18 protein-coding genes are annotated in these 15334 nt (G+C 69.3%); 15 read left to right on the forward strand and 3 right to left on the reverse strand.

Annotated features, from left to right (window positions below; genetic code table 11):
• Together AC5Y36_RS17055 and AC5Y36_RS17060 are read left to right on the forward strand one after the other, a co-directional pair.
• On the forward strand, positions 1–234 hold a 234-nt coding region (locus AC5Y36_RS17055), incomplete at its 5' end, for a cupin domain-containing protein (protein ID WP_500042118.1).
• 7 nt (positions 235–241) lie between these two features.
• The gene (locus AC5Y36_RS17060) at positions 242–1189 is read left to right on the forward strand and encodes an NAD(P)H-dependent flavin oxidoreductase (protein ID WP_500042119.1); all 948 of its coding nucleotides are present in this window, start codon (positions 242–244) and stop codon (positions 1187–1189) included.
• On the opposite strand, the gene AC5Y36_RS17065 is transcribed toward AC5Y36_RS17060, so the two are convergent.
• Positions 1190–1876: a helix-turn-helix transcriptional regulator gene (locus AC5Y36_RS17065; protein WP_500042120.1), complete on the reverse strand. Its 687-nt coding sequence runs from the start codon at positions 1874–1876 to the stop codon at positions 1190–1192. It lies immediately after the preceding gene.
• A 95-nt stretch (positions 1877–1971) separates the two neighbouring features.
• Here AC5Y36_RS17065 and AC5Y36_RS17070 point away from each other — a divergent pair, with 95 nt between their 5' ends.
• Positions 1972–2427: an Rv2617c family stress response/phage resistance protein gene (locus AC5Y36_RS17070; protein WP_500042121.1), complete on the forward strand. Its 456-nt coding sequence runs from the start codon at positions 1972–1974 to the stop codon at positions 2425–2427.
• 16 nt (positions 2428–2443) lie between these two features.
• Here the strand turns inward: AC5Y36_RS17070 and AC5Y36_RS17075 are convergent, their stop codons facing one another.
• Positions 2444–2941, reverse strand: coding sequence for a DUF1990 domain-containing protein (locus AC5Y36_RS17075; RefSeq protein WP_500042122.1), 498 nt, complete (start codon positions 2939–2941; stop codon positions 2444–2446).
• Positions 2942–2989: 48 nt separating this feature from the next.
• On the opposite strand from AC5Y36_RS17075, the gene AC5Y36_RS17080 reads away from it, so the two are divergent.
• The 8 genes from AC5Y36_RS17080 to AC5Y36_RS17115 all read left to right on the forward strand — a co-directional run bounded on the left by AC5Y36_RS17080 (position 2990) and on the right by AC5Y36_RS17115 (position 11292).
• Entirely contained in the window at positions 2990–3598 is a 609-nt protein-coding gene (locus AC5Y36_RS17080) for a PaaI family thioesterase (RefSeq protein ID WP_500042123.1), read from the forward strand.
• Positions 3599–3670: 72 nt separating this feature from the next.
• Positions 3671–5773: a threonine--tRNA ligase gene (gene thrS / locus AC5Y36_RS17085; RefSeq protein WP_500042124.1), complete on the forward strand. Its 2103-nt coding sequence runs from the start codon at positions 3671–3673 to the stop codon at positions 5771–5773.
• Between the two features lie 38 nt (positions 5774–5811).
• On the forward strand, positions 5812–6408 hold the full coding sequence (locus AC5Y36_RS17090) for an ATP adenylyltransferase (protein WP_500042187.1): 597 nt from the start codon (positions 5812–5814) through the stop codon (positions 6406–6408).
• Positions 6405–7076 carry a phosphatidylinositol phosphate synthase gene (gene pgsA, locus AC5Y36_RS17095; RefSeq protein WP_500042125.1) on the forward strand — a complete coding sequence of 224 codons (672 nt, stop codon included), beginning with the start codon at positions 6405–6407 and terminating at the stop codon, positions 7074–7076. The genes AC5Y36_RS17090 and pgsA overlap by 4 nt, the downstream gene beginning before the upstream one ends.
• Positions 7073–8017, forward strand: coding sequence for a phosphatidylinositol mannoside acyltransferase (locus tag AC5Y36_RS17100; RefSeq protein ID WP_500042126.1), 945 nt, complete (start codon positions 7073–7075; stop codon positions 8015–8017). The genes pgsA and AC5Y36_RS17100 overlap by 4 nt, the downstream gene beginning before the upstream one ends.
• Positions 8017–9141: a glycosyltransferase family 4 protein gene (locus AC5Y36_RS17105; RefSeq protein WP_500042127.1), complete on the forward strand. Its 1125-nt coding sequence runs from the start codon at positions 8017–8019 to the stop codon at positions 9139–9141. Before AC5Y36_RS17100 ends, AC5Y36_RS17105 begins: the two co-directional genes overlap by 1 nt.
• Positions 9141–10175, forward strand: a complete 1035-nt coding sequence (locus AC5Y36_RS17110) for an NUDIX hydrolase (RefSeq protein ID WP_500042128.1) — start codon at positions 9141–9143, stop codon at positions 10173–10175. Before AC5Y36_RS17105 ends, AC5Y36_RS17110 begins: the two co-directional genes overlap by 1 nt.
• 103 nt (positions 10176–10278) lie before the next feature.
• Positions 10279–11292 carry an alcohol dehydrogenase catalytic domain-containing protein gene (locus AC5Y36_RS17115; protein ID WP_500042129.1) on the forward strand — a complete coding sequence of 338 codons (1014 nt, stop codon included), beginning with the start codon at positions 10279–10281 and terminating at the stop codon, positions 11290–11292.
• Between the two features lies 1 nt (position 11293).
• Here the strand turns inward: AC5Y36_RS17115 and AC5Y36_RS17120 are convergent, their stop codons facing one another.
• Positions 11294–12082, reverse strand: a complete 789-nt coding sequence (locus tag AC5Y36_RS17120; protein WP_500042130.1) for a Coq4 family protein — start codon at positions 12080–12082, stop codon at positions 11294–11296.
• A 57-nt stretch (positions 12083–12139) separates the two neighbouring features.
• Between AC5Y36_RS17120 and AC5Y36_RS17125 the strand changes: the two genes are divergently transcribed.
• From AC5Y36_RS17125 to pdxT, 4 genes are all read left to right on the forward strand, one after another.
• Positions 12140–12829 carry a TetR/AcrR family transcriptional regulator gene (locus AC5Y36_RS17125; RefSeq protein WP_500042132.1) on the forward strand — a complete coding sequence of 230 codons (690 nt, stop codon included), beginning with the start codon at positions 12140–12142 and terminating at the stop codon, positions 12827–12829.
• Between the two features lie 94 nt (positions 12830–12923).
• The gene (gene pdxS / locus AC5Y36_RS17130) at positions 12924–13841 is read left to right on the forward strand and encodes a pyridoxal 5'-phosphate synthase lyase subunit PdxS (protein WP_500042133.1); all 918 of its coding nucleotides are present in this window, start codon (positions 12924–12926) and stop codon (positions 13839–13841) included.
• Between the two features lie 10 nt (positions 13842–13851).
• Positions 13852–14691, forward strand: coding sequence for an acyl-CoA thioesterase II (locus AC5Y36_RS17135; protein ID WP_500042134.1), 840 nt, complete (start codon positions 13852–13854; stop codon positions 14689–14691).
• Positions 14688–15287 carry a pyridoxal 5'-phosphate synthase glutaminase subunit PdxT gene (gene pdxT, locus AC5Y36_RS17140; RefSeq protein WP_500042135.1) on the forward strand — a complete coding sequence of 200 codons (600 nt, stop codon included), beginning with the start codon at positions 14688–14690 and terminating at the stop codon, positions 15285–15287. The genes AC5Y36_RS17135 and pdxT overlap by 4 nt, the downstream gene beginning before the upstream one ends.
• Positions 15288–15334: the final 47 nt, after the last annotated feature.

Raw genomic sequence — 15334 nt, forward strand, 5'->3', positions numbered from 1 at the left:
CACGACCTGAGGCAGACACTGGTCGCGCTGAGCGCGGGGCATGGACTGGCCGAACACGACGGTCCCGGCGAGGCGACACTGCAGGTCCTGCAGGGGCATGTTCGGCTGACCGCCGGTGAGGACACCTGGGACGGGCGCGCCGGCGACTACGTCACCATTCCACCGGTGCGCCACGCCCTGGACGCCGTCGATGACTCGGTGGTCGTGCTGAGCGTCTCGATGCGCGTCGGCTAAGCCGCCGGTGTTGGCCACGGCGTGGTCTCGCAGCGCGGGGCTGCGGGTCCCGATCGTCAACGCCCCGATGGGCGGGGTGGCCGGCGGGCGATTGGCCGCCGCGGTCACCGCCGCCGGGGGACTGGGCATGGTCGGCATGGGCAGCACGGCGACCGCAGCGGCACTGCAGAGCCAGCTGCGGCTGCTGGGTGAGGTGCCGCGATTCGGAATCGGCCTGGTGGACTGGGTTGTTCGGTCCCAGCCCGGGCTGCTCGACGTTGCGCTGGAGGCCCGCCCGACGCTGCTGTCGATCAGCTTCGGCGCCGACTTCGCCTGGGTGCAGCGGGCCCACGCCGCCGGAACCGTCGCGGCCACCCAGGTGTACGACGCCGAAACGGCACGTCGCGCCGTCGATGCCGGGGTCGATGTCCTGGTCGCCCGCGGAGCCGAGGGCGGGGGCCACGGTACGACCGGGCTCGCGACGCTGCCATTGCTGGACGTCGTGCTCGACGCGGTGTCGGTGCCGGTGCTCGCCGCCGGCGGAATCGCTTCCGGGCGAAGCCTTGCCGCGGTACTGGCGGCCGGGGCCGCCGGTGGATGGCTGGGTACCTGCCTGTCGGCCTGCGTGGAGGCGCTGAGCACCGACGGCGTGCGCCGCGCCCTCATCGGCGCCGCCGCCGGCGACACCGTCAGCACCCGGGTCTTCGACATCGGTCAGGGCCTGGCGTGGCCGGCGCAGTATCCGTCGCGCGTGCTGCGCAACGACTTCGTGGCGCGCTGGAGCGGTCGGGAGGAGGCGCTGGCTGCCGACCCTGCGGCCCACGCCGAGCTGGCCGACGCCGACGACGCCCAGGACTACCGGATCGCGCCGGTGGACGCCGGACAGGGCGTGGGCATGGTCACCGCGGCGCGCCCGGTGGCCGAGGTCATCGAGGAGCTGTGCACCGATGCGCAGCGGCTGCTGACCCGCTGGTAGTCAGACGCTGAGCACCACGCAGCAGCGCTCGGCTCCCGGACACAGCCGCGCGCGCGGCGGGTAGGGGTCCAGCGCCTCGGTCACCCCGGTGACCAACGCGTGGTTCATGGTGCACGCCAACTGGGTCTGCGCCTGGGCCAGCGCGTGAAACGGGCAGTTGGCCAGGTGCACCTCGCCGGCCAGGTGGCGGGGCTCGTAGCCGTGCTCGCGCAGCACCGCCACCGCCAGTTCGAGGGCGGCCTGGGCATCGGCGGGGGGATCGGCGATCGCCACATCGCCCATCTCGCGACCGTAGTCGCGGGCGATCTGGTTGAGCACCTCTGCGACCGGCGCCCCGGTGCGGGTGGACTCGGCGATGGCGTCGGCCATCAGCCGACCGGCCAGTTCGTAGTCGCGCGGCGGCAGACTCACCGCGATCTCGTCGGAGGCTCGGCGGTAGCGCTTTGACGTTCGGCCGGCGCCCGGGCCGCTTCGCCCGGACAGCCGGGCGAAGTCGGTCTCCAGCAGACCGTCCGCGGCCAACCGGTCCAGATGGAATTTGGCCTGGTGATGGGCGATCCCGACGGCCTCGGCCGCCTGCTCGCGGGTCACCGGGCCGGCCTGGGAGCACACGAATTCGTAGAGCCGGCGGCGCATCGGGTCGGCGAGCGCGCCGATCCCGGCGGCGCGGCGTTCCAGAGATCCCATCGCGATCACCCGCTTCTAAAAGATAAGACCCTTGACGATACATTGTACGAAGTTCTAACGTTTAAAATGTCATCTGTTAGAAAAAGGAGTCAGCAATGAGCAGCACGATCGCCAGCAGCACGCCCAGCCTCGGGGCGCGGTTGAAGGACCCGCTCTTCGAGGCGTTTTTCCTGCTGCGCACCCTGTTCACCGTCGCACCGATCCTGTTCGGGCTGGACAAGTTCTTCAACGTGTTGCCGACCGACCCGGACCGGTGGAGCAAGTACCTGGCCGGCTGGATCGACAACCTGTTGCCTGGCAGCGCGACCAGCGACATGTATCTGGTCGGGGTCATCGAGATCGTGGCCGGGTTGCTGGTCGCGGTCGCCCCCCGCATCGGAGCGTGGGTGGTTGCGGCCTGGCTGGCCGGGATCATCCTGGACCTGCTCACCTTGCCCGGCTACTACGACGTGGCGTTGCGCGACTTCGGTCTGCTGGTGTCCGCCGTGGTGCTGGCCCGACTGGCGCAGGCCGTGCACACCGCCGGCCACGGAACACGGCGGCGGACCTAGCCGCAACGCAGGGGCGTCACACCGCGCGCAGGTAGCGCGCGGTGATGACGCGCTGCGCCAGCGAGACAACCGGGGCGCCGAGCCTGCTCCACCAGGTGGCGGGCCTCGAGAACGCCCGCACCTCGGCGTACACGCTGTCGTCGGCGGGGTCATAGCGCACCGAGAACATTTCTTCGCCGGACTCGGGGTGTCCGGGCAGCGTGCCGTAGGCGAACCCGCGCCGATCGGGTTCGGCGACGACGTAGACCACACGGCACGGCGCCGGCAACACGCCCAGGCGCACCACCAGCACCGTGTCCACGGCGGCGACATCGCTGCTGGCCGTAACCCGCAGGCCGGAGCCGCGCTGCATGCCGTAACGCATGACGGCGTCGGCGGCGTCTTCGAAGCGTTGCCGCCCGGTTCCGATGCGCGCCGACACGGTGATGTGGTGATAGCCGTGCGGCAGTGCACCCGCGGTGGCGCCCACATCCGGATAGGTGAACGGCTGCCCTGCGAGCTTGGTGATATCCACGGGTCCAGCTTGACATTTCCCCGGCTGCCCGCCCGATACGGTGTGGTGATGGTCGAACACCCCGGTGGCGGATTCAACCCGCCGCAACCCACCACCAAGGGCGGACCCGACTACGGTCGGTTCATCGCGGCGGTCCGCACCATGCAGGATCACGCCCGGCTCGTCGATGCGCCCGACGACGTGATCACCGAGGCCGCCGACCTGCTGGAGAAGGTCTCGACGCTGCTCGCGCCGTTCGACTCCGACGAATGGTCGGCCCCGTCGGGCCGGCGGATGGATCTGCCGAATCGCGGCAACATCCTGGGGGTGCCGATGGAGATGCGGCGCGACGGCGACCGGATGCGCGGCACCGCCCGATTCGCCCGCTTCCATCTGGGCCGCAACGGCGCCGTGCACGGTGGCGCGTTGGGTCTGCTGTTCGATTCGGTGCTGGGCATGACGTCGGCGCTGCTGACCGGCAACCTGTTCCAGCGCACCGCCTACCTGCACATCGACTACCGCAGCATTGTGCCGATCGAGAAGGAGTTGCAGGTCGACGGCGGCGTGGACCGGGTCGACGGGCGCAAGATCTTCGTGTCCGGCAGGCTGTGTGACGGCGACACCCTGCTGACCGAGGCCCAGGGGCTGTTCATTCTGCTGAAGCCGGGCCAGCCGTGAGGGCTGCCCTGCGGCCGCCCCGATAGCATGGTCGCGACCGTATCCACCGCCTGCACACCTGGAGAGCCCGCCATGAGCGCCCCTGCATCACCCGGAGCCGATGGCGGCGACCCGGCGCGCCCGGCTGCGCCGGCCTTGCGCTCCCCGCAAGCTCCGATCCGGGTGACTGCCGGGGCCACCGCCGCCGCCGCGGTGCGCGACGCCGGGTTGCCCAGCCGTGGCGCCCCGGACGCGATCGTGGTGGTGCGCGACGCCGAGGGCAAGCTGCGCGACCTGAGTTGGATCCCCGATGCCGACGTCGAGGTCACCCCGGTCGCGGCCAACACCGACGACGGTCGCAGCGTGATCCGGCATTCTTGCGCTCATGTGCTGGCCCAGGCCGTACAGGAGCTGTTCCCGGCGGCCAAGCTGGGCATCGGCCCGCCGATCACCGACGGTTTCTACTACGACTTCGATGTGCCCGAGGCGTTCACCCCGGACGACCTGGCAGCCCTGGAAAAGCGGATGCGGGCGATCGTCAAGGACGGCCAGCTGTTCGCCCGGCGGGTTTACGAGTCGAAGGACCAGGCCCGCACCGAGCTGGCCAACGAGCCCTACAAGCTGGAACTGGTTGACGACAAGTCCGGCGACGCGGAGATCATGGAGGTGGGCGGCGACGAGCTGACCGCCTACGACAATCTCAATCCGCGTACCAAGGAACGGGTTTGGGGTGACCTGTGTCGCGGCCCGCACATCCCGACCACCCGCTTCATTCCGGCGTTCACCCTCACCCGTTCCTCGGCGGCGTACTGGCGCGGTGACCAGAAAAACGCCAGCCTGCAACGCATCTACGGCACCGCCTGGGAGTCGCAAGAGGCATTGGATCGCCACCTCGAGGTGATCGAGGAGGCGCAGCGTCGGGATCACCGCAAGCTCGGCGTCGAGCTCGACCTGTTCAGCTTCCCCGACGAAATCGGTTCGGGTCTACCGGTTTTCCATCCCAAGGGCGGCATCGTGCGTCGCGAGTTGGAGGACTACTCGCGGCGCAAGCACATCGAGGCCGGATACGAGTTCGTCAACACCCCGCACATCACCAAGTCTCACCTGTATGAGACCTCCGGGCACCTGCAGTGGTACCGCGACGGCATGTACCCGCCGATGCACATCGACGCCGAATACAGCGACGACGGTGAGCTGCGCAAGCCGGGCCAGGACTACTACCTGAAGCCGATGAACTGCCCGATGCACCACCTGATCTACCGCGCCCGGGGGCGTTCGTATCGGGAACTTCCGTTGCGGCTCTTCGAATTCGGGTCCGTGTACCGATACGAACGCTCCGGTGTGGTGCACGGGTTGACCCGGGTGCGCGGCATGACCCAAGACGATGCCCACATCTACTGCACCCGCGAGGACATGCGCAACGAGCTGACCTCGTTGCTGCAGTTCGTGCTGGATCTGCTCGCCGACTACGGGTTGAACGACTACTACCTGGAGCTGTCCACGAAGGATCCGGAGAAATACGTCGGGTCCGACGAAGTGTGGGACGAGGCAACCGACACGCTGCGGGAGGTCGCCGAGGCGTCCGGGCTGGAACTGGTTCCGGACCCGGGCGGCGCGGCGTTCTACGGGCCGAAGATTTCGGTGCAGGTCAAAGACGCGCTCGGGCGGTCCTGGCAGATGTCGACCATCCAGCTGGACTTCAACATGCCGGACCGCTTCGACTTGGAATACACCGCGGCCGACGGGACGCGGCAGCGGCCGGTGCTGATCCACCGGGCGTTGTTCGGCTCGATCGAGCGGTTCTTCGGGGTGCTCACCGAGCACTACGCCGGCGCGTTTCCGGCCTGGCTGGCCCCGGTGCAGGTGGTCGGTATCCCCGTCGCCGACGAGCATGTGCCCTACCTGCAATCTGTTGCCGCGCAGTTGAAGACCGCCGGGGTACGAGTGGACGTCGACTCCGGTGACGACCGGATGGCCAAGAAGATCGTCACCCACACCAACCAGCGGGTGCCGTTCATGCTGCTGGCCGGTGACCGCGATGTCGAGGCCGGAGCGGTCAGCTTCCGGTTCCCCGACCGCACCCAGATCAACGGGGTTCCCCGCGATCAGGCCGTCGCCGCGATCGTTCGGTGGATCGCTGAACGCGAAAACAGCGTTCCCACAGCAGATCTGGTGAAGGTGGGCGGCGCGACGTGAGCGAGGCCGAGCACGACGCGCGCGAGGAGACGGCGACCGTGGCGGACTCCCGTGGTGGCGACGACGAGCGCTCGCGCGAGGAGACGGCGACCGTGACCGACAGAGGCGTCGGGCGCCCCGATCATCTGGAGCGGCTGTGGACGCCCTACCGGATGACGTACCTCGCCGAGGCCCCGCTGCAGCGCGACGCGTCGGGGTCGGCCCGATCCGAACGGCCCTTCACCGACATCCCGACACTGTCCGATGAGGACGGCCTGGTGGTGGCCCGCGGTGAGCAGGTGTACGCGGTGCTGAACCTGTACCCGTATAACCCCGGGCACCTGATGGTGGTGCCCTACCGGCGCTTCTCGGAGATGGAGGACCTCACCGACACCGAGAGCGCCGAGCTGATGGCGTTCATCCAGAAGGCGATTCGGGTGATCAAGGCGGTTTCACGGCCACACGGGTTCAATGTCGGCCTGAACCTGGGATCCTCGGCGGGCGGCTCGCTGGCCGAACATCTGCATGTGCACGTGGTGCCGCGGTGGAGCGGCGACGCCAACTTCATCACGATCGTCGGCAACTCCAAGGTGATCCCGCAGCTGTTGCGCGACACCCGGGCGCTGCTGGCCGCCGAATGGGCCAGACAGTCATGAGCGCGTTCAGCTTCCTGTCGCGGGCCTCGGTGTCCGGGCTGACCAACCCGGTGGGCCGGGCCCTGCTGCGGATGGGCTTCACCGCCGACGGCGTGACGATCTTCGCCACCGCTGCCGCGGTGCTGTCCGCGCTCACGCTGTTTCCCAGCGGACACTTGTTCGCTGCCGCGCTGGTGATCTGGTTCTGGGTGATGTTCGACCTGGTTGACGGGGCGATGGCGCGGCAGAGCGGCGGCGGTACCCGGTTCGGCGCCGTGCTGGACGCCACCTGCGACCGGATCAGCGACGGCGCGGTGTTCGCCGGGTTGCTGTGGTGGGCCGCGTTCGGGCTGCACAGCCCGTCGCTCATGGTGGCGACGCTGATCTGTCTGGTGACCTCGCAGGTGATCTCCTACATCAAGGCCCGGGCCGAGGCCAGCGGGCTGCGCGGTGACGGCGGGCTGATCGAGCGCCAGGAGCGGCTGATCATCGTGCTGACCGGCGCGGGACTGTCCGACCTGCCGGTCATCCCGCTGGCACCGGCGCTGCCGATCGCCGTGTGGGGGCTGGCCGCGGCCAGTCTGATCACCTGCGCGCAGCGGTTGCACGCGGTGCGGATATCGCCCGGTGCGGCGCAACCGTTGCAGCCGGCGGACCCGGACCAGCGCCGCGAGAAGCCCGAGCCGTGAGCGAGGTCCCGGCCGGGTGGGAGCTGCCCGGGCGAAGCCTGCTGGAGGGGCAGCTGACCGACTGGGGGTATGCCACCGGCTGGCGGATGGTGCGCGCCATGCCAGAGTTCGCAGCCCGCAACGTGTTCGACGCCGGTGCCCGCTACGCGGCGCTCGGAGGCGGTCCAGAGCAGCTGCGCAAGAACCTGGCCCGGGTCATCGGCGTCGCACCGAAATTCGTGCCGGCGTCGCTGATGCGGGCCTCGTTGGCCTCCTACGGCCGCTACTGGCGCGAGGCGTTCCGGCTGCCGTCGATGGACCATGCCGCGCTGGCCCCGCAGCTGGACGCCGCGGTCACCGGCAAGGACAACGTGGTCGCCGCGCTGGCGGCCGGGCGTGGCGTCGTGCTGGCGCTGCCGCACAGCGGGAACTGGGACATGGCCGGGGTGTGGCTGGTCCAGACCCACGGCAGGTTCACCACCGTCGCGGAGCGGCTCAAACCCGAGTCGCTGTACCGGCGTTTCGTCGACTACCGGGAAAGCCTCGGGTTCGAGGTGCTGCCGTTGTCGGGTGGCGCGCGGCCGCCGTTCGAGGTGCTGGCCGAACGATTGGCCGACAACCGGCCGGTGTGCCTGATGGCGGATCGCGACCTGACCCGCTCCGGGGTGCCGGTCGACTTCTTCGGTGAACCCACCCGGATGCCGGCCGGCCCGGCCAAACTCGCCATCGAGACCGGAGCGGCACTGGTACCGGCCCACTGCTGGTTCACCCGCCGCGGCTGGCGGGTCAACCTGCATCCACCACTGGACACCAGCAGCGGCGACGTCGGTGTCATCACCCAGGCGCTCGCCGACCAGTTCGCCCGCAACATCGGCGCGCATCCCGCCGACTGGCACATGCTGCAACCCCAGTGGCTGGCCGACCTGTCCGACGAGCGACGGGCCCGGTTGGAGGAGCGCTGATGCGGATCGGCATGGTGTGCCCCTACTCGTTCGACGTGCCTGGCGGGGTACAGGCACACGTGTTGCAACTGGCCGCGGTGCTGCGCGAGCGAGGCCATGGGGTCAGCGTGCTGGCGCCGGCGTCACCGCACGTGGCGCTGCCGGACTACGTCGTCTCGGCCGGCAAGGCCGTCGCCATCCCGTACAACGGGTCGGTGGCTCGGCTTCAGCTCAGCCCGGCCGCCCACCGCAAGGTCAAGAAATGGCTTTCCGAGGGCGATTTCGATGTGCTGCACCTGCACGAGCCGAATGCTCCCAGCCTGTCGATGCTGGCGCTGAACGTGGCCGAGGGCCCGATTGTGGCGACGTTTCACACCTCGACGACCAAGTCGCTGACACTGAGCGTCGTGCAGTCCTTCCTGCGGCCGATGCACGAGAAGATCATCGGACGCATCGCGGTGTCCGACCTGGCCCGGCGCTGGCAGATGGAGGCGCTGGGAACCGATGCGGTGGAGATCCCCAATGGTGTTGACGTCGCCGCGTTCTCGTCGGCTCCACTGCTGGATGGTTATCCGCGGCCGGGCCGTGCCGTGCTGTTCGTGGGCCGCTACGACGAATCCCGAAAGGGGATGGCGGTACTACTCGGGGCGCTGCCGGCGCTGGTGCAGCGGATACCCGACGTGCAGGTGTTGATCGTCGGACCCGGTGACGAGGATGAATTGCGCAGCCGGGCCGGAGATTTGGCGGGACATCTGCGGTTCCTCGGGCAGGTCGACGATGCCGAGAAAGCATCGGCGTTGCACAGCGCCGACGTGTACTGCGCGCCCAACACCGGCGGGGAGAGTTTCGGCATCGTGCTGGTCGAAGCGATGGCCGCCGGCACCGCGGTCGTGGCCAGCGACCTTGACGCTTTCCGGCGGGTGCTGGGCGATGGCGAGGCCGGTCGGCTGGTGCCGGTCGGCGACGAGGCAGCGCTGGCAGCCGGGCTGGCCGAGGTGCTCGAGGATGATGCACTGGCCGCACGCTACGTCGAGGCCGGCTCCACGGCGGTGCGCCGCTACGACTGGCCGGTGGTGGCTGCCCAGATCATGCGGGTCTACGAAACCGTGGTCAGTCCGGGCAGCAAGGTGCAGGTGGCCAGTTGATGATCTCGGCGGTCGTGGCGCTCGCGCTGCTGGTCGTTCTGGTGCTGCTGCTGCTCGGCGGCTGGGCCTACCAGACGGCGCATCGGCTGGACCGGCTGCACGTCCGCGGCGACCTGTCCTGGCAGGCGCTGGACGCGGCGCTGGCCCGCCGCTCGGTGGTGGCCCGCGCGGTGGCTGTCGACGCCTACCACGGTGCGCCGGAGGGAAAGCGGTTGGCGGCCTTGGCTGATACCGCCGAACGTGCGCCCCGGATCGCCCGGGAGTCGGCCGAGAACGAGCTGTCGGCGGCGCTGGCGCTGGTTGATCCGGCAGCATTGCCGGCCGCACTGGTCGCCGAACTGGCCGACGCCGAGGCCCGGGTGCTGCTGGCCCGCCGATTCCACAACGATGCGGTACGCGACACGCTCGCGTTGCGGGAACGGCCGGTGGTGGGAATGCTCCGGCTGGGCGGGCGGGCCCCGCTGCCCAGCTACTTCGAGATCGCCGAGCGGCCCGACGCGGTCGCCGCGGTCGCGCACACCGATCACCGGGTCCCGCGCACGTCGGCGCGGGTCGCGCTGCTCGACGACGACGGCGCGGTGCTGCTGCTGTGTGGGTCGGACCCGGCCCTGCCCGGACCCGATTCCTCGCGCTGGTGGTTCACCGTCGGCGGTCAGGTGCGGCCGGGGGAGCGGCTGGCCCGCGCCGCGGTCCGCGAGTTGGCCGAGGAAACCGGACTGCGGGTGGATGCGGCCGAGCTGATCGGGCCGGTCTGGCGCCGCGACGCGAGATTCGAGTTCAACGGCGCCGAAATCGACAGCCAGGAGTTCTTCTTCGTGTGCCGTACCCGGCGCTTCGAGCCCTCCGACGCCGGGCGCACCGGCCTTGAGCAGCGCTACCTGCACGGGTATCGCTGGTGTGATGCCGCCGCCATCGCGGAGCTGTCCGACGCCGGCCAGACGGTGTATCCGCGCCAGCTCGCCGAGCTACTGGATGAGGCGAACACCCTGGCGGACAGCCCGCGCCCCGGTGAAGGCCCACGGTCAATCGAGTGAGCATCCCCGCCACGAGGGTGCGCACCTGTACGCATGCACGGCGTCATACCCCGGCATGGTGGTCACCCTCGCGACGTGGTGGGTCAGTGCTTACGATGAGCCGATGCCGACCCATCGCGCCGTCCACGTAGCATCCGCCGGCGGGGAGCTGGCCGTCGTCGAAACCGAAACCATCGCCCCGCTGCGACATCAGGTGCGCATCGCCGTCGCGGCCTGCGGGGTCTGCGGTACCGACCACGGCATCGTCAACGGCGGGTTCCCCGGCCTCACCTGGCCGCTGACCCCCGGGCACGAAATCGCGGGCACCATCGCCGAACTCGGAGCGGCCGTGGCGGGCTGGGAAGTCGGCGACCGGGTCGCGGTGGGCTGGTTCGGCGGTCACTGCAACCACTGCATCCCTTGCCGAAAAGGTGATTTCATCCACTGCGCCAATGGGCAGGTGCCCAGCTGGCACTACCCGGGCGGATATGCGGAGTCGGTGACGGTTCCGGCCAACGCGCTGGCCAAGATTCCCGACGGTCTGTCGTTCGCCGAGGCCGCCCCGATGGGTTGCGCGGGAGTGACCACGTATCACGCACTGCGCTCGACGCGCGCGATCGCCGGTGATCGCGTCGCGGTGCTCGGCCTCGGCGGCCTGGGCCACCTCGGGGTCCAGTTCGCCCGGGCCATGGGTTTTGAAACCATCGCCATCGCCCGCGGCGCCGCCAAAGCCGAGGATGCCCGAGCACTCGGCGCCCATCACTACATCGACTCGACGGCGGGCGATGTGGCGGCCGCGCTGCGGGACCTCGGTGGCGCGTCGGTGGTGCTGGCCACCGCCGCCAATTCGCGCGCCATGGCAGACACGCTCGGCGGGCTGTCGCCACGGGGTGAGCTGGTGATCATCGGCGTCACCCCCGATCCACTGCCCATCTCCCCGGTGCAGCTGATCTCGCCCGGGCTCAGCGTGGTGGGCCACCCGTCCGGCACCGCACGCGACGTCGAGGAGACCATGCAGTTCGCGGTGCTGTCCGGGGTGCGGGCACGCATCGAAGAGCGGCCGCTGGACCACGCCGCGGAGGCCTATGCCGCCATGGCGGAGGGCAGGGCCCGCTACCGCATGGTGTTGACCATGTGAGCTACGCGCTCTGCAGCACCGCGTCGTAGTCCCATCGCGTCGGCGGTTTCATCCCCGGCGGCATCCAGCCGACGAACATGTGCCCGTCGCGGTGGGCGCGCCGCGTCGGCTCGACCCCGAGCAACTCCCGCACCTCGGTGATCGGCTTGTCCAGGAGTTCCTCGTAGGGGGCGGCCATCAGGTTGTCGGCACGCTGCCCGCGGCGAACCGCCTCGCGGAAGTAGCGCAATTTGCGACGCGGCGAAACCGGGATGATGGACCCGAGCCCGGCGAGGGTGAGCGCCTTGAGCGCACCCGACGGCTCCATCTGGCCGCAGTGGAAGCCGAGGTTGCCGAACTCGCCGCCGATGTCGGGGCCGTAGCCGCCCAGGGTGTGGAACATGTCGTGCAGGGCGGTCCCGCGCCGGATCATGTAGAAGAAGTCGTCATCCCAGCCCCGGCGTTCGGCGATCGGCCTTATCACCGTGTCCACGTCGAACACGCCGGCGTCCAGCCGGTTGGTACGCAGAAACGACCGGTAGGCATGGCCCAGCGACCCGACCGGCAGCGACGCCAGGTAGTCATCGTCGCCGAGCACGGCGAGCAAATCCGGCTTCTCGGCGAACAAACGCCGGCCGTTGGGATGCGCCCGCAGTTGGTGGTAGCTGCGCGCCAGGATGGGGGCCGCCAGGCCTACGATCAGCTCGAATGACCAGCCTTGATTCTTGCCCGGATTGACCAGCAGCCGCCACGAACCCAACACCGCCTGCCAGTCGCGCTGCTCGGGTACTCCGGCAAACGTAGCAACCATGCGACGATCCCTTCGTTGGAAACGCACCTTCCACCAATAATAAACATTTGAACGGAGATGTCCATATATGTCGGCGAGGCGATTCGACGCGAGGGGCAGGCGATGACGGTGCGGGGACGGGGCCGCCCGCCCGGCGGCGGCAATCCGCCCGAGCATGCCCGCGAGTTGCTGCTCGATGCCGCCGAACGATCCTTCGGCCAGCGTGGCTACCGGGCATCGACGATGCAGGCCATCGCACGCGAGGCCGGTTACACCCGCGGCGTGATCTATCGGCACTTCGCCACCCGAGATGAGTTGCTGGACGCGCTGGTGGTGCGGGTCGCCGCGCGCAAGATGGCCGAGATCGCCACCCGGCTCCAGACGGCGGCTGACCCCGCCGAACTGGTGACCGAGTCGCTGGTGATCGTGGCCACCGAAGTCGGTCAAGACCCGCTGCTGCGGGTGATCTCCGAGCACACCGAGGAGGGCAACGTTGCCGCGCTGATCGCTGAGTCGGCGACGTTGAGCGAGATGCTGGCCGGGCAGTACGAGCTGGGGTTTGCGGAGGCGGGCGAGTATTTGCGGGCCGGGCTTCTACCCGGGGACGCCGCCCGTTTCGTGCTGTCGGTCGCCCTGGGGCTGCTGCTGGGGCTGATTCCCGGCGTCGATGACGCCGAGCAGGTCCGTCGCTACGTGCGGGTGTTCGTGTTGCCCGCGCTGGTCGCCGATCCGCCACCGGCCGGACCGGTCTTCGTGGCATCCGAGTAACACCGCTGTAGCGCTGCAGCGGCGAGGCCCGAAATCCGCTGGCGGCTGCCCACTACACTGAGCGAGTATCCCGGGTCAGCAAGGAGAAGCATCAGTGGACAGCGCGGCGCAGAACGGATCGCCCGCCGGCGGGCAGACCGGAACGGCGCGGGTTAAGCGGGGGATGGCCGAGATGCTCAAGGGCGGCGTCATCATGGATGTCGTCACCCCCGAGCAGGCCCGCATCGCCGAGGGTGCCGGCGCCGTCGCGGTGATGGCCCTGGAACGTGTGCCCGCCGACATCCGCGCCCAGGGCGGGGTGTCGCGAATGAGCGACCCCGACATGATCGAGGGCATCATCGCCGCGGTCACCATCCCGGTGATGGCCAAGGCCCGCATCGGGCACTTCGTCGAGGCGCAGATCCTGCAGAGCCTCGGGGTGGACTACATCGACGAATCCGAGGTGCTCACCCCCGCGGACTACACCAACCACATCGACAAGTGGAAGTTCACCGTGCCGTTCGTGTGTGGGGCCACCAACCTCGGTGAGGCGCTGCGCCGGATCACCGAGGGCGCGGCGATGATCCGCTCCAAAGGCGAGGCGGGCACCGGGGATGTCTCCAACGCCACCACCCACATGCGGACGATCGGCGCGGAGATCCGCCGGCTGGGCACGTTGGGCGACGACGAACTCTATGTCGCGGCCAAAGACCTGCAAGCCCCCTACGAGTTGGTCGCCGAGGTGGCCCGGGCCGGGAAGCTGCCGGTCACGCTGTTCACCGCCGGCGGTATCGCCACCCCCGCCGACGCGGCGATGATGATGCAACTCGGTGCCGAGGGTGTGTTCGTCGGCTCGGGCATCTTCAAATCCGGCGACCCGGCGTCGCGCGCCGCTGCCATCGTCAAGGCCACCACCTTCTACGACGACCCGGACGTGCTGGCGCGGGTGTCGCGCGGCCTGGGCGAGGCCATGGTCGGCATCAACGTCGAGGAGATCGCGCAACCGCACCGGCTGGCCGAGCGCGGCTGGTAATACAACCTGTATGGCGATCGAAGAGATCCTTGATCTCGAGCAACTCGAGATCAACATCTTCCGAAGCACGGTGGTCAACACCACCCCCGGCGCGCGGAACCGTGCCTTCGGAGGCCGGGTCGCCGGACAGTCTCTGGTGTCGGCCGTGCGCACCGTGGACCCGCGCTACCAGGTCCACTCCCTGCACGGATATTTTCTGCGGCCCGGAGATCCGGTGGCGCCCACCGTGTTCCTGGTCGAGCGAGTGCGCGACGGCGGCTCGTTCTGCACTCGCCGGGTCAGTGCGGTGCAGCACGGCGAGGCCATCTTCCACATGTCGGCGTCGTTCCAGGTCGCTCAGCACGGCATCAGCCACCAAGACGCGATGCCCGGTGCGCCGTCTCCCGAGGACATGCCGCCCATCAGCGCGATGATCGCCTTCGACGACGAAGGCTTCCGGCAGTTCGAGGAATGGGACCTGCGCCGGGTGCCGCGCGATCAGCTGCCGCACATGCCGGGCAAGATCGCCGAGCAGCAGGTGTGGTTCCGCCACCGCGACCCGCTGCCGGACGACCCGGTCCTGCACATCTGCGCCCTGGCCTACATGAGCGACCTGACCCTGCTGGGCACGTCCTGGTCGATTCACCCCGGGGAGAGGGACCACCTGGAGGTGTCGTCGCTGGACCACGCGATGTGGTTCATGCGACCGTTTCGGGCCGATGAGTGGCTGCTGTATGACCAGTCCTCGCCGTCGGCGGGAGCCGGCCGGTCACTGACCCAGGGCAAGATCTTCAACCAGCGCGGAGAGATGGTGGCTGCGGTGATGCAGGAGGGCCTGACCCGCTACCCGCGCGGCTTCACGCCGTCGTGAACGGGAGCCCCCGCGTCGGAGTGCTGGCCCTGCAGGGCGACACCCGGGAACATTTCGCAGCGCTGGCCGATGCCGGAGCCGATCCGGTGTCGGTGCGCCGCCGTGACGAGCTGGACTCGGTCGACGCGCTGGTCATTCCGGGTGGGGAGTCCACCACGATGAGTCACCTGTTGCGTGAACTGGATCTGCTGGAACCGCTGCGGAAACGACTGGCCGACGGGCTGCCGGCGTACGGATCGTGCGCCGGGATGATCCTGCTGGCCACCGAAATCCTGGATGCCGGAACCGGCGAACGCGTCGCACTTCCGCTGTCCGGGATCGATATCACGGTGCGACGCAACGCGTTCGGCCGTCAAGTCGATTCCTTCGAAGGCGATCTGGAGTTCGCCGGGTTGGACGATCCGGTGCACGCGGTGTTCATTCGCGCCCCTTGGGTGGAGCGGGTCGGGCCCGAGGTGGCGGTGCTGGCCCGCGCGGGCGGGCATCCGGTGGCGGTGCGCCAGGGTCCGGTGCTGGCGACGTCGTTTCACCCGGAGATGACCGGCGATCGCCGTATCCACCGGTTGTTCGTCGACATCGTCACCGGCCGGGCCTGAAAGCGCGGGTACCCGTGCCGACCCGATAGCGGTACCGGCGGTACCAC

Source organism: Mycobacterium sp. NGS50 (assembly GCF_059812545.1).